The sequence below is a fragment of the Kribbella sp. NPDC104740 genome (genome assembly GCF_055583505.1).
The window spans coordinates 1,147,083-1,160,171 of the sequence record NZ_JBVJNV010000002.1; the positions used below are offsets into that span (position 1 = coordinate 1,147,083).

General features: G+C 70.4%; 13 protein-coding genes. 2 read left to right on the top strand and 11 right to left on the bottom strand.

Going from position 1 to position 13,089, the window contains the following annotated elements:
• Positions 1-11: 11 nt before the first annotated feature.
• Genes ACZ6Z4_RS14825 through ruvX form a run of 4 tightly spaced genes read right to left on the bottom strand, consistent with a single transcriptional unit; the run spans position 12 to position 4,027 of the window.
• The gene (locus ACZ6Z4_RS14825) at positions 12-1,493 is read right to left on the bottom strand and encodes an FAD-dependent oxidoreductase (RefSeq protein WP_465562964.1); all 1,482 of its coding nucleotides are present in this window, start codon (positions 1,491-1,493) and stop codon (positions 12-14) included.
• Positions 1,480-2,292, bottom strand: a complete 813-nt coding sequence (locus ACZ6Z4_RS14830) for a shikimate dehydrogenase (RefSeq protein ID WP_363668606.1) — start codon at positions 2,290-2,292, stop codon at positions 1,480-1,482. Before ACZ6Z4_RS14830 ends, ACZ6Z4_RS14825 begins: the two co-directional genes overlap by 14 nt.
• Positions 2,293-2,307: 15 nt before the next feature.
• Positions 2,308-3,498 carry an endolytic transglycosylase MltG gene (gene mltG / locus ACZ6Z4_RS14835; protein ID WP_465562970.1) on the bottom strand — a complete coding sequence of 397 codons (1,191 nt, stop codon included), beginning with the start codon at positions 3,496-3,498 and terminating at the stop codon, positions 2,308-2,310.
• A gap of 22 nt (positions 3,499-3,520) precedes the next feature.
• A complete protein-coding gene (gene ruvX / locus ACZ6Z4_RS14840; RefSeq protein WP_465562972.1) occupies positions 3,521-4,027 on the bottom strand; it encodes a Holliday junction resolvase RuvX in 507 nt (168 codons plus the stop codon).
• An 18-nt stretch (positions 4,028-4,045) separates the two neighbouring features.
• On the opposite strand from ruvX, the gene ACZ6Z4_RS14845 reads away from it, so the two are divergent.
• On the top strand, positions 4,046-4,177 hold the full coding sequence (locus ACZ6Z4_RS14845; protein WP_465562977.1) for a hypothetical protein: 132 nt from the start codon (positions 4,046-4,048) through the stop codon (positions 4,175-4,177).
• Here the strand turns inward: ACZ6Z4_RS14845 and alaS are convergent.
• From alaS to ACZ6Z4_RS14860, 3 genes are read right to left on the bottom strand one after another with little or no spacing between them, the layout of a single operon-like run.
• Entirely contained in the window at positions 4,167-6,836 is a 2,670-nt protein-coding gene (gene alaS, locus ACZ6Z4_RS14850; protein ID WP_465562979.1) for an alanine--tRNA ligase, read from the bottom strand. The genes ACZ6Z4_RS14845 and alaS overlap by 11 nt on opposite strands.
• Before the next feature lie 5 nt (positions 6,837-6,841).
• Complete coding sequence (locus ACZ6Z4_RS14855) at positions 6,842-7,087, bottom strand: DUF6167 family protein (protein ID WP_465562982.1); 246 nt, start codon at positions 7,085-7,087, stop codon at positions 6,842-6,844.
• Positions 7,084-7,503, bottom strand: coding sequence for a DUF948 domain-containing protein (locus ACZ6Z4_RS14860; RefSeq protein WP_363668594.1), 420 nt, complete (start codon positions 7,501-7,503; stop codon positions 7,084-7,086). Before ACZ6Z4_RS14860 ends, ACZ6Z4_RS14855 begins: the two co-directional genes overlap by 4 nt.
• Positions 7,504-7,661: 158 nt before the next feature.
• Here ACZ6Z4_RS14860 and ACZ6Z4_RS14865 point away from each other — a divergent pair, with 158 nt between their 5' ends.
• Positions 7,662-7,811 carry a hypothetical protein gene (locus ACZ6Z4_RS14865; RefSeq protein ID WP_465562984.1) on the top strand — a complete coding sequence of 50 codons (150 nt, stop codon included), beginning with the start codon at positions 7,662-7,664 and terminating at the stop codon, positions 7,809-7,811.
• Positions 7,812-7,887: 76 nt separating this feature from the next.
• Here the strand turns inward: ACZ6Z4_RS14865 and ACZ6Z4_RS14870 are convergent, their stop codons facing one another.
• From ACZ6Z4_RS14870 to ACZ6Z4_RS14885, 4 genes are read right to left on the bottom strand one after another with little or no spacing between them, the layout of a single operon-like run.
• On the bottom strand, positions 7,888-8,178 hold the full coding sequence (locus ACZ6Z4_RS14870) for a nuclear transport factor 2 family protein (RefSeq protein ID WP_465562987.1): 291 nt from the start codon (positions 8,176-8,178) through the stop codon (positions 7,888-7,890).
• A complete protein-coding gene (locus ACZ6Z4_RS14875) occupies positions 8,175-9,623 on the bottom strand; it encodes a replication-associated recombination protein A (protein WP_465562989.1) in 1,449 nt (482 codons plus the stop codon). The genes ACZ6Z4_RS14870 and ACZ6Z4_RS14875 overlap by 4 nt, the downstream gene beginning before the upstream one ends.
• 43 nt (positions 9,624-9,666) lie before the next feature.
• Positions 9,667-12,141 (bottom strand): accessory Sec system translocase SecA2, encoded by a 2,475-nt coding sequence (gene secA2, locus ACZ6Z4_RS14880; RefSeq protein ID WP_465562992.1) that lies wholly within the window; start codon positions 12,139-12,141, stop codon positions 9,667-9,669.
• Between the two features lie 52 nt (positions 12,142-12,193).
• Positions 12,194-12,997: a GNAT family N-acetyltransferase gene (locus tag ACZ6Z4_RS14885; protein ID WP_465562995.1), complete on the bottom strand. Its 804-nt coding sequence runs from the start codon at positions 12,995-12,997 to the stop codon at positions 12,194-12,196.
• Positions 12,998-13,089: the final 92 nt, after the last annotated feature.

Here is a 13,089-nt window from a genome sequence, read left to right on the forward strand (position 1 = left end):
AGGAACACTACTCAGGCGAAGGTGTACGGAGCGTGGAAGAAGTTCGTCGGGTCGTACTTCTGCTTGATCGCGTGCAACCGCGCCAGACTGCCGCCGTAGTACGACGCGTTCGAGCGACCGGCCTCGAGGTAGTTGATGTAGCCGCCCGCCGAGAACTTGGTCACCGCGTGGTGCCCGTTGGTGACGAACGACTGGGCCGCGCGCAGTTGCGCGGTCGTCGGGTGCGCCGGGAGGCCGGAGTACCACTGGATGACGCCGAGCGCGGAGCGCCACGGCCAGGCCGAGCCACCCGGCGGCTGCTTCGCCGCCTGGCCGCCGAGCGGGTCGAGGATCGCGGACGCAGCGACCTTGGCCTTCGCCGCGGTCTTGACCGCGCCGATCAGCGCGTTGATCGTCGCGGCGTCCATCGGACCACGCAGTACGTCGGAACCGGCCAGCCAGCCCTGCCGCGGGCTCGTCGTCCCGCCGCCGAGGTACTTCACCGCCTCCATGTGCGTCTTCACCGAGATCGAGCGAGTCGAACCCTTCGCGCCGACGAACGACTCCAGCTGCGCGGCCGCGGCCGTCGCCGAGCCGGTCGTCGAGACGCCGACGACATGGATCGACAGCGCGCCGCTGCTGGTCCCGGTGATGTGCAGGTTGCCCCACGTCGTCGACGGTGCTTCCTTGGCGAACCGCTGCCAGCCCTTCAGCACCGCGGCCGCCTTCGACTCCGGCCAGGTCAGCCGGAAGAAGCCGAGCTTGCCGGCGCCGATCGTGGCCAGCCGGAACGACGTGACGATGCCGAGGTTGCCGCCGCCGCCACCGCGCAGCGCCGAGTACAGGTCCGCGTTCTGCGTCGGGCTCGCGGTCCGGACGACGCCGTCCGCGGTCACCACCTGCAGGGACAGGACGCGGTCGCTGGTCAGGCCGTACGTGCGGGTGTGGATGCCCATGCCGCCGCCGAGCGCGAGGCCGGCGATGCCGACGGTCGGGCAGGTGCCGGTCGGGAGCGACCGGGCGAACTTGTCGAGGTAGGCGTGCACGTCGTACAGGCGGGCGCCGGCGCCTATCTGGATCGCGTTGTTCGCGTAGGTGAGGCCGCGCAGCGGGCCGACGTCGACCATCAGCCCGTTGGTGACCGCCGAGGCGCCGACGTACGAGTGGCCGCCGCCCTTCGGGACGCAGACCAGCTTGTTCTTCTTGGCGAACAGGATCGCCTGCCGGACGTCCTCGACGCTGCCGGCCCGGACGACGCCGGCCGGCTGGATCGAGTCGAAGCGCGGGTTGAACAGCTGGTGCGCGGCGGCGTACCCGGTCTGGCCCGGGCGGAACAGCGGGCCCTTGAGGGCGCGGTCGAGCGCGGCCCAGTCAGGCGCCGCGGCGGCGTCGGCGCCGCTGGTCGCGGCGTGCACGGCTTCCGCCCCCGCGGCGGTCGCCAGCGCACCGGCGGCGAGCAGGCCACCGGCTTTCAGGACGGTACGGCGGTTCCAGAGATCCTCACTGCGGCTCACGTTCGTCGAGCTCCTCACGCGCTGCGGCCCTCATCGCCGCCAGCGGCGCGGGTGACCTACCGGTCATCATCTCGACCTGCAAGGTCGCCTGATGCACGAGCAGATCAAGACCGTTCAACAGCTCTGTACCGATCCGGTGCGCGACGATCGCCAGCTGCGTCGGCCACGGGTGGTAGGCGACGTCGAAGACCACCGGCGCGACCTGCGCGAAGTGCTCGGCCCAGGGGTCGACGGCACCGCCGGGCAGCGTCGAGACGCACAGGTCGAAGCCGCCGATCTGCTCGACCTGCTGGAAGTCCGTCACCGAGGTCTTCAGGTCGAGCGCGGCCGCGAGATCCAGCAGCCGCTCGGCCTTCGCGACGTCCCGGACGACCAGCGTCACCTCACTGACCTTCAGCCCGCCACGCAACGCCGCGAGCGTGGACGCGGCCGTCGCCCCGCCGCCGAGGATCACGGCGGTGTCGGCGCCGGTGATCCCGCGCTCCGCGAACGCCGAGACCAGCCCCGGTACGTCGGTGTTGTGCGCCGACCGCGACCCGTCCGGCTCGAACAGCATCGTGTTCGCCGCACCGATCAGCTCCGCGACCGGGTCGACCGTGTCCGCCAGCTCCAGCGCGACCCGCTTCAACGGCATCGTCAGCGACAGCCCGCGCACGTCGTCCCCGAGCGTGCTCAGAAACCCGCGCAGCTCGTCCTCGGCGACCTCGAACGCGTCGTACCGCCAGTCCAGCCCGAGCTCGGCGTACGCCGCCCGATGCATCGCCGGCGACAACGAGTGCGCGATCGGCGAGCCGAGCACGGCACACCTGACCAACTAGCACCTGCCCTTGTGGGCCTGGCACCACGCCTGCAGCTTGGCCACGTTCGCCTGGTGCTCGGTGTCGGTGGTCGCGAATGCCGTCTCACCGGTGTCCAGGTTGACCAACGTGAAGTACAGCCACGGGCCCGGTGTCGCGTTCAGCGCGGCCCGCAGGGTGTCCTTGCCGGGCGAGTTGATCGGCGTCGGCGGCAGGCCGCGGTACTTGTAGGTGTTGTACGGCGAGTCGATGTCGCGTTCCTCGTCGCTGGTGTAGACGCCGCCGCTGCGGCCCGCAACGTAGTGCACGGTCGAGTCCATCTGCAGCCGCATGTTGCGCTGCAGCCGGTTGTAGATCACCCGGGCGACCTTGCCGTAGTCGTCGGACCGGTTGGTCTCCGCGGAGATGATGCTGGCCACGATCACCGCCTGGTACGGGTCGAGCTTCTTGCGTTGCGCGACCTGCGGCAGCTTCAGCTCGGCCTGCGTCTTGGCGAACTGCGCGGTCATCAGCTTCAGGATCGTGTACGCCGTGGCGTTCTTCGGGACGTCGTACGTGCCCGGGTAGAGGAAACCCTCCGGGTTGTTCTTGGCGTACGACGGCAGCCCGAGCGACCACGGCTTGGCCAGCGCCGCGGCGACCGAGCCCGGCGGGAGCTTGACGTTCTTGTTCTCCTGGAGCTTCTGCGCGACCTGGTCCTTGGTCCAGCCCGAGTTCACCCCGACCCGGGTGACCCGGACCGACTTGGCCGGGTCGAGCATCAGCGCCAGCGCGGCCTTGGCCGACATCTTCTTGCGCAGCGTGAACGTCGCGGCCTGGATCTGGGTGCTGCGCGGGTCCTCGCGGGCGGCCCGCTCGAAGGCGCGGGCCGACTTCACCACGTCCTTCTTCTCCAGCGTGTCCGCGATCGCCTGGGCGCTCTGGCCCTTGGTCACCTCGACCTGGATCGAGCCGGTGCCCTCGCCCTCGTAGTCGGGCGCGGCGAACAGGCCCTCGACGTAGTCGCGGCCCTTGCCGAAGCCGAACATCAGGCCGCCGATCAGGCCGGCCACCACCAGCAGCGACACGATGCCCGCGAAGCAGCCGAAGCCACGCCGGGCGCGCTGCTTCTTGCGGTTCGCGCGCTGCTCGGCCCGGCTGACCGGGCGCAGCCCGAGATCGACGTCGAGGTCGTCGCCCTCGTCCACGTCGCCGTACGTCCTGCTCATCCTTCGACCACCGCTGTTCCGTTCACAGGGGCCTCCCGGGTGGGTTGCCGGTCTCCCGCTCGAAGTCGAGCGCGTGTTGCAGAATCACGACCGCCGCGGCCTGGTCGACCACCGCACGCCGTTTGGCACCCTTCTTTCCCCGTTCCCGCAGCATCCGCTCGGCGGTGACCGTGGTGAACCGCTCGTCCACCATCCGTACCGCCGTCGTCCGCACCTGTTCCACTCCGTCCGTCGCGATCTGGTTGTCCTCGCGGGCCGCCTCGCCGGCCACCAGTTTCTGGCGGATCAGCTCGGTGGTCTCCCGGATCCGGACCGCCGCCGGCCCTTCACCCCCGTTCAACGAGCGAGGCAGCCCGACGACGACCTCGAACGCCTCCAGATCGTGTACGAGCGTAACGATCCGGTCAAGGTCCCCCGGTCCACGGCGCACGGTCTCCACCGGCGTCGCCAGGATCCCGTGCGGATCCGAACTGGCGACCCCGATCCTGGCGTCCCCGATGTCCAGCGCCACCCGCACCCCCCGGCGCATCAGTGTGCCTCAGAGAGGGTGCAGGACAAGCGCGTACGCCGTACGCCGGACCGCCGGCCGACCGGACCCCGGGGCGCGCACGCCTCGGGTCCGGCGGTCGCCGACGCGGGGGCGGCGGTCGGCGACCTCCTCATCGGCTTCAGCCCGTGACCAGTTGGCCGACGGCGTGCTCGACCGCGGACAGGGCCTTGTCGACACCCGCCGGGTCCGTGCCGCCGCCCTGGGCGACGTCGTCCTTGCCGCCGCCGCGGCCGCCGAGCTGCTCGGCCGCGACCCGGACCAGGTCACCGGCCTTCAGCCGCCACTCGCGGGCGACGTCGTTCAGCGCGACGACAACCGCCGGCTTCCCGTCGTTGACCCCGACCAGCGCGACCACGGCCGGCTTGTCCGCGGGCATCCGGCCGCGCACGTCCAGCGCCAGCTTGCGCAGGTCGCCGCCGCCGACGCCGTCCGGCGTACGGGCGCCGACGAACGCGACCCCGAACACGTCCTTCGGGCTCTTCGCCAGGTCACCCGCGGCCGCCAGCACCTGACCGGCGCGGACCTTCTCCAGCTCCTTCTCCGCCGCCCGCAGCCGCTCGGCCAGGTCGGCGACCTTCGCCGGCAGCTCCTCGGGACGGGTCTTCAGGTTCTCGCTCAGCAACCGCACCAGCGACCGCTCGCGGCCCAGGTAGTGCAGCGCCTCCATACCGACGAACGCCTCGATCCGGCGCACGCCCGCGCCGACCGACGACTCGCTCGTCACCGTCAGCGCACCGACCTGCGACGAGTGCTTCACGTGCGTCCCACCACAGAGCTCGCGCGACCACGGGCCACCGATCTCGACGACGCGGACCTGCTCGTCGTACGTCTCACCGAACAGCGCCAGCGCACCCCACTCGCGCGCCTCCGGCAGCGTCATGTACTGCGCGGAGACCGCGAGGTCCTGCCGGACGGCGAGGTTCGCGACCTCCTCGATCTCCGAGCGGGTCGCCTGGTCCAGCGCCGACGACCACGCGAAGTCGAGCCGCAGGTAGCCGGGCTTGTTGTACGAACCGCTCTGCAGCGCGTTCGGGCCGAGCACCTGGCGCAGCGCGGCATGCACGACGTGCGTGCCCGAGTGCGCCTGGCAGGCCTGGATCCGCCAGTCGTGGTCGACCTGCGCGTGCACGTCCATGCCCGGCTGCAGAACACCGTCGAGCACCTCGACGCGGTGCACGATCAGGCCCTTGACCGGCCGCTGGACGTCGAGCACCTTCAGCTTCACGCCGTCGGCGACGATCAGGCCCTCGTCGGCGATCTGGCCACCGGACTCGGCGTAGAACGGGGTCTTCTCCAGCACGACCTCGACGGTCTCGCCCTGCTCGGCGACGTTCGCCACCACGCCCTCGCGCAGCAGCCCACGGACCCGCGAGTCGGTCGCCAGCTCGGTGTACCCGGTGAACTCGGTCATCCCGGACTCGCGCAGCTCCCGGTACCCCGAGGTGTCGGCGTGGCCGGCCTTCTTCGCCCGCGCGTCGGCCTTGGCCCGCTCGCGCTGCTCCTTCATCAGCGAGCGGAAGCCCTCGGTGTCGACGTTCAGGCCCTGCTCGGCGGCCATCTCGACGGTCAGGTCGATCGGGAAGCCGTACGTGTCGTGCAGCTGGAACGCCTTCGCGCCCTCGAGCTGGTGCGCGCCGCCGGCCTTGGTCTCCTTGACCGCGACGTCGAAGATCGTCGTACCGGCCGTGAGAGTACGGCGGAACGCCTCCTCCTCGGCGTACGCGACCTGGCTGATCCGGCCGAAGTCGGCCTCCAGCTCGGGGTAGGACTTCTTCATCTGCTGCAGGCTGACCGGCAGCAGCTCGACCAGGCTCGGGTCCTCGTAGCCGAGCAGGCGCATCGAGCGGATCGCGCGGCGCAGCAGCCGGCGCAGGACGTAGCCGCCCTGCTCGTTGCCCGGGGTGACGCCGTCGCCGATCAGCATCAGCGCGCTGCGGACGTGGTCCGCGACGACCCGGAAGCGGACGTCGTCGACGTGCTCGGAGCCGTACTTGCGGCCGCTCAGCTCGGCGGCCTTCTCGATCACCGGGAAGATCTCGTCGATCTCGTACATGTTGTCGACGCCCTGCAGCAGGTACGCGACCCGCTCCAGGCCGAGGCCGGTGTCGATGTTCTTCTTCGGCAGCTCACCGAGGATCGGGTAGCCGTCCTTGCCGCCGCCCTCGCCGCGGATGTTCTGCATGAAGACCAGGTTCCAGAACTCCAGGTAGCGGTCGCCCGCCTCCCAGTCCCGGTCGGCGCCGAACTGCGGGCCGCGGTCGATCAGGATCTCCGAGCACGGGCCGCACGGACCCGGGATGCCCATCGACCAGAAGTTGTCCTTCATGCCGAGCCGGACGATCCGGTCGTCGGGCAGCCCGGCGACCCGCTTCCAGATGTCGATCGCCTCGTCGTCCTCGTAGTACACCGAGGCGTACAGGACCGACTCGTCGAAGCCGTAGCCGCCTTCGCTCTGCGGCTTGGTGACCAGCTCCCAGGCGAACCGGACCGCTTCTTCCTTGAAGTAGTCGCCGAAGGAGAAGTTGCCGTTCATCTGGAAGAAGGTGCCGTGCCGGGTGGTCTTGCCGACCTCCTCGATGTCGAGGGTCCGGACGCACTTCTGGACGCTGGTCGCGCGCGCGTACGGCGGCGTCTGCTGGCCGACGAAGTACGGCACGAACTGGGCCATGCCGGCCACGTTGAACAGCAGGTTCGGGTCCGGCGACGGCAACGGCGCGCTCGGTACGACGGTGTGACCGCGGTCCTCGAAGTACTGCAGGAACCGCCGCCTGATCTCACTGGTTTCCATGGGTGTTACCGGTCGCCCTCACGCTGTGTCGATTCCGCTGTGTCGATACCGAGCGCGTCGCGCAGCTCGGTCTCCCGCTCGGCCATCCCGGCCCGGACCTCGTCGCCGAAGTGCCGGATCGCGCTGGCCACCTTCTCCGCCGACTGCTGCAGGCTCTCCGGTGCCAGCACCTGGGCCCGCTTCTTCAGCCGGGTCACCGCGTAGACGCCGACGGCGGTGCCGATCACGAACCACAGGATCCGCTTGATCACAGGTCACCTCGCTTGCGCGCCTTGCGCTCGGCCTTCATGTCGTCCTTCACCCGGCGGGCCACGTCGCGGCGCTGGTTGTCACCGAGCGCCTTGCGGACGCCGTACGTGAACGCGGCCGCCTTCACCAGCGGACCGCCCGCGGTCGCCGCGAACAGCGACGCCAGGGCCGCCGCGTTGGTGGTGACGGTGGTCGCGTTGTCGGTGATGGTGTCCACCTTGGCCAGCTGCGCGTTGGTCGTCGCGACGGTCTCGGTGACCTCGCCGAGCAACGGAACGCTGGAGTCGGAGACGCCCTTGACCATGATCCGGGTCTCGTCGAGCACCTTGCCCAGCTTCAGGATCGGATAGGCCAGCAGGCCCACCAGGATGAGCAGTGCACAGGCCGCTATCAGGCCCGCGACTTCACCGACGCTCATTGGAAACGATCCACCTTCCCGTTGCGACCACGTGGACCGCCCGACCTTATCGCGCGCCCCTACCGCACTCCGCTCCAGGACACCATCCCCCAGATCACAGTCCCCCACCAACTCGGGTTTCCCGGCCCTGTGGACGAAGCGGCACCTAGGCTCGCCGGATGGCGATCGAGTACGAGCTGGAGCTCGGGGACGGGTTCGCGGTGGCGGACGTGCGGCAGGTGGTCGGTGGCCTGTTGGTGACGGAGATGCGCGGTTGCACTGGGAGACCGAGCTGGTCTGACTGGGGTGCTGGCGGTGAGTACGCGTGACGTGTTGTGTCCGCCGGGGCGGTTGGCGTTGGTTCCGGGGGCCGTACGACGGGAGCTGCGGTATCCGGAGTGACCTTCAGTCGAAGGTGATGGTGAGGGACTGGACCTGGCCGGTGGGGGTCCAGGTGAGGTGCATGGTGCCGGTGGCGCCGGAGGTCCAGGCGAAGCGGGTGTCGTCGAGGAGGCGCATGGTCTCGGTGGGTGGGTTGGTGCGGTAGGCCTCGGCGATCGCCGCGCGGCCGTGGAAAGGGCCGACGGGGACGTTGGTGAAGGTCATCGTGGCGTCGGCGGCGAAGCGGGTCGCGAAGGTGGCCCAGTCACCGGTGGTGACCGCGTGGTTGAAGGCTGCTACGTGGGCCTCGATCATTTGCGGTCGCGGAGGATCTTGCGGATCGCGGCGACGCGGTCGGCGTACGCCGCTTCGCCGCCGCGGCGGGTGGGCTGGTAGTAGTCGACCTGGTCGACGACGTCGGGCGCGTACTGCTGCGGGAGCACGCCGCGGGGATCGTTGTGCGAGTACTGGTACGACGATCCGTGGCCGATCTTCTTCGCGCCGGCGTAGTGGGCGTCGCGCAGGTGCGGTGGGACCGGGCCGACCTTGCCGGCCTTCACGTCGGCAATCGCGGAGTCGATCGCCGTGATCACCGCGTTCGACTTCGGCGCGAGAGCCAGCGCGACGACCGCCTGGGCGAGGTTGATCCGCGCTTCGGGCATGCCGATCAGCTGGACCGCCTCCGCGGCGGCGATCGCGACGCCGAGCGCGGTCGGGTCGCCCATGCCGATGTCCTCGCTCGCGGAGATCACCAGCCGGCGGGCGATGAAGCGCGGGTCCTCACCGGCCTCGACCATCCGGGCCAGGTAGTGCATCGCGGCGTCGACGTCGGAGCCGCGGATCGACTTGATCATCGCGGAGGTGACGTCGTAGTGCTGGTCGCCCGCGCGGTCGTACCGTACGGCGGCGCGGTCGACGGCGGTCTCGAGGGTCTTCAGGTCGATCAGTACGGCGGAACGCTCGTCGCCTGTCTTGCCGCCGGCGGGCTCGCCGTCGTGTGTCTCGCCCTTGGCGGTCGGCGGCTCCGCGGCGGCGGCTTTCGCCTTCGCTCCCCCGGCGGCCGCCTCCAGGTACGTCAGCGCGCGCCGGGCATCGCCGCCGGCCATCCGGAGCAGGTGGTCTTTCGCGTCTGTCGCCAGCTCGAACTCACCGTTCAGCCCGCGCTCGTCGGTCAGTGCGCGGTCGAGCAGTACGGCGATGTCGTCGTCGGTCAGCGACTCGAGCGTCAGCAGGAGCGAGCGCGAGAGCAGCGGGGAGATCACCGAGAAGAACGGGTTCTCCGTGGTCGCGGCGACGAGCGTCACCCAGCGGTTCTCCACGCCGGGCAGGAGCGCGTCCTGCTGGGCCTTGGTGAAGCGGTGGACCTCGTCGATGAACAGCACGGTCTCGACCGCACCACCCGGCCGGGAGAGCTCGCGACGGGCGGCGTCGATCACCTGGCGAACGTCCTTCACCCCGGCGGTGACCGCGGACAGCTCGACGAACTTGCGGTTCGTCTGGTGCGAGACGACCGCCGCGATCGTGGTCTTCCCCGTTCCTGGAGGACCCCAGAGCAGGAGCGACATCGGCTGGTCACCCTCGACCAGCCGCCGCAGCGGCGATCCGGGCGCGAGCAGGTGCTGCTGGCCGACCAGCTCGTCGAGGCTCCGCGGGCGCATCCGCACCGCGAGCGGCGCCGAGGTGTGATCGGCGTCCGCCAGGCTCCCACCCCCGCGCGCGGGAGCAGGAGCACCAGGAAGATCGAACAAGCCTTCGGTCACCCGAAGAGCCTACCTAGGGCAACCGACAGGCCATAAACAGCAGTTACTTCTTTTTGTCGTCGTCCTCGTCATCGTCTTCGCGGAGCTCCTCCGGGAGCTCATCCGACAGTTCGTCCTCGTCCAGGTCGCGGAGTTCCTCGGGGAGGTCCTCGTCGTCGAGCTCGACCGGGGTGTCGTCCTCGACGGTGACCAACTCGTTGCCCTTGATGGCGTTGCGCAGGCGGCCGAGGATGCGGTCGGCCTCGGTGCCGAAGGGGTTGTCGTTGACCAGGTAGGTCCAGGTCGCCGTCGGGCGCGGTACGCCGGACTTCTCCTCGTCCAGCCCCTCCGACCCGATCTCGGCGGACTCCAGCGATTCCGCGGCGTCCTTCCAAGCATCGTCGATCAGCGTCTTGAAGGACTCGATCGCCAGCTTGTTGAACTCGTCGATCGGCTTCTGGTGCACGATGCCGCCGGCCAGGGAGCGCAGGTGGATGCCCTCGCGCAGGTCGCCGAGGTACGCGACGTGGTCGGTCCAGCGGCGGTCCAAGTGGTGCAGGGCGATCCGGCGGGCGGCGTCCTTCACGACGTCCTCGTCGTGCGCCTCCACCAGCTCGTCGTACCGCTCCTTCGCCAGCGACGCCAGCTTCTCCCCAGCCAGATCCTCGGTGAGCACCTTCTCGCGCGTGTCCAGCACGATCGCGCGCTGCTGCTCGGTGAGCCGGCTGTACGACCACGTCGTGCGCAGCAGCTCCGCGTTCGCGCCGTCGGCGACCCGCTGCGCGTGCTCCAGCGTCCCGATCGCCTTCCGGTCGGTCAGTCGCCCGTCCTTGTCCGGCGACGGCCGCAGCCCGGAGGTGATCGAGTACCGCGTGACCAGCTCGTCGGCCAGGCTCGCGAAGAACAGCGACCCGCCCGGGTCACCCTGCCGCCCGGCGCGGCCGCGCAGCTGGTCGTCCAGCCGCCGCGAAGCGTGCAGGCCGGTCCCGACGACGTACAGACCGCCCAGCTCGGCCGCCCGCTCGCGCCCGTTCGACCCGTCACGGCCACCGAGACGGATGTCCGTACCGCGACCCGCCATCTGCGTCGACACGGTGACCGTCTCCGGCACACCGGCCTCGGCGACGATCGCGGCCTCCTCGGCGTCGTTCTTGGCGTTCAGTACGACGTGCGCCACCTGGGCGGTCTCCAGCAGGTCGCTGAGCTGCTCGGACTCCTCGACGCTGTGCGTACCGATCAGGATCGGCCGCCCGGTCTCGTGAATCTCCTTGATGTGCTCGACCAGCGCCGTGTTCTTCTGCTCGACGGTCAGGTAGAGCCGGTCGCCCTCGTCGATCCGGACGTTCGGCTTGTTCGGCGGGACGACCGCGACCTCGACGTCGTAGAACTCCTGCAGCTGCTCGCCGACGACGACCGCCGTACCGGTCATGCCGCACAGCTTCGGGTACCGCTTGATCAGCGCCTGGACGGTGATGCTGTCGAGCACCTCGCCGCTCTCGCTGACCGGCACGGCCTCCTTGGCCTCGACCGCGGCCTGCAGGCCGTCGGGCCAGCGCTGCAGCTTGGCGATCCGGCCACGGCTGTTGTTGATCAGGTGCACCTTGCCGTCGCGGACCAGGTAGTCGACGTCGCGGCGCAGCAGCACCTCGGCGTGCAGCGCGACGTTGACCTGGGTCATCTTGTCCAGGTTGGCGTCGTCATACAGGTCGATGCCGCCGAGGTGCTCCTCGACGGTGTCGGTGCCCTTGTCGGTCAGCGCGACCGAGCGGCCGTCGCCGTCGATCTCGTAGTCGACACCGGCGCGCAGCGTCCGGACCAGCTGGACGACGTCGTCGTCGAGCTCCTCCGACCGGGTCGCGCCCGCGAGCACCAGCGGCACCCGCGCCTCGTCGATCAGCACCGAGTCGGCCTCGTCGACCAGGGCGACGTCAGGCTCCGCGGAGACCCGCTCCGCGACGTCACCGGCCAGCCGGTCCCGCAGGACGTCGAACCCGACCTCGCTCACCGGGGCGTAGCAGACCTCGGCCTGGTACGCCGCCCGCCGCTCCTCGGGCGTCGAGGCCTGCCCGACGTGGCTCACGGTGACGCCGAGCAGCTTGTACAGCGGCGCCATCCACTCCGCGTCCCGCTCGGCCAGGTAGTCGTTGACCGCGAGCACGTGCACCTTGCGGCCACCGATCGCGTACCCGGCGGCGGCGAACGCGCCGGCCAGGGTCTTGCCCTCACCGGTCGCCATCTCGACCACGCGGCCCTGCAGCAGCGCCAGCGCGCCGACGATCTGGCCGTCGAAGGCGCGCTCGCCGAGCGCCCGCTCGCCGGCCTCGCGGGCCAGCGCCAGGAACTCGATCAGGCCGTCCTCGTCCAGGCCGCCCTCGGTGCGCAGCTCGGCGACCACCTCGGTCAGCTCCTCGTCGGTGAGCCCGGTGGAGGACTCGCCCGCCTCGCCGACCGCCGCGGTCAGCTTCTCGTACGGGCCGAGGTCGATCGAGCCGGGGCGCTGCAGGAGCCGGCGGAAGCGCGAGGTGAGTTTCAGAGCCATGGTCTGGGAAACGTACAACGTGCCCCGGTCGTTCCGTACGCCGACCCGCGTGTTACTGCGTGCCCGCCGGACTCCAGGTGTACGGCGTGGTGGTGGTGACCGCGTGCAGCCCGAGCTTCTGCAGGATCGGGCTGGAGTCCGGCGACGCGTCCACCCGCAGGTACTCGTACCCGCGCTCGCGCGCGATCCGGGCCCGGTGCACCAGCATCGCGGAGTACAGCCCGCGCCGCCGCCACTCCGGCAGCGTCCCGCCGCCCCACAGGCTGGCGAACCCGGTCCCCGGGTGGAACCGGATCCAGCCCGAGGTCAGCACCGGCCCGCCGAGCGCGTCCTCGACCACGCTGACCACCAGCCGGTCGGGGAACATCCGCGCCTCCCCGGCCAGCTGCTCCTCGATCCGCTCGGTCCCGTTGTGCCACAGCGTGTCGGTCAGTACGCCGATCCGGTGGAAGTCGTCGGCGGAGTCGACGTCGCGGATCACCACCTTCGACGGCAGCGCCAGCGGCCGCTGCAGGATCGTGTCGACGGCGCCGAGGATCAGCGTCTCCGGGTCCTCGGCGGTGAACCCGTGCCGGACCAGGCGCTCGCCGAGGTCGGCGGGTTCGTCGTAGGCGTAGGTCTTCCACTCGAAGGCGAGCCCGCGGTCGCGGAAGAAGGCCAGCTCGCGCTCGATCACCGCGTCCGGGTCGGCGCCGAGGCCGCGCGGGGTCTCGACGAAGCCCCCACCACCCGGCCCTTCGGCGTACGAGCGGTGGACGAGGCCGTCGTGCTCGACCTTCCAGCCGGGGATGGTGTCGGCGTCGGGCAGGCGGATCCGGCGGTGGAACACGTCGAGGAGCTCAGCGGAAGTCGTCATCGCCAGCCATCTTCCTCGCCGCGGCGTCAACCGTCATCCCTATTAGAGCGTCTGCTCAGTGGGCACCAGAAGAGCATCGGAAGGGAGAACGA

Coding starts and splice junctions, on each gene's coding strand:
- mltG (WP_465562970.1), bottom strand. CDS start 3,498: ATGAGCAGGACGTACGGCGACGTGGACGAGGGCGACGACCTCGACGTC.
- ruvX (WP_465562972.1), bottom strand. CDS start 4,027: ATGCGCCGGGGGGTGCGGGTGGCGCTGGACATCGGGGACGCCAGGATC.
- alaS (WP_465562979.1), bottom strand. CDS start 6,836: ATGGAAACCAGTGAGATCAGGCGGCGGTTCCTGCAGTACTTCGAGGAC.
- ACZ6Z4_RS14860 (WP_363668594.1), bottom strand. CDS start 7,503: ATGAGCGTCGGTGAAGTCGCGGGCCTGATAGCGGCCTGTGCACTGCTC.
- ACZ6Z4_RS14865 (WP_465562984.1), top strand. CDS start 7,662: ATGGCGATCGAGTACGAGCTGGAGCTCGGGGACGGGTTCGCGGTGGCG.
- ACZ6Z4_RS14870 (WP_465562987.1), bottom strand. CDS start 8,178: ATGATCGAGGCCCACGTAGCAGCCTTCAACCACGCGGTCACCACCGGT.
- secA2 (WP_465562992.1), bottom strand. CDS start 12,141: ATGGCTCTGAAACTCACCTCGCGCTTCCGCCGGCTCCTGCAGCGCCCC.
- ACZ6Z4_RS14885 (WP_465562995.1), bottom strand. CDS start 12,997: ATGACGACTTCCGCTGAGCTCCTCGACGTGTTCCACCGCCGGATCCGC.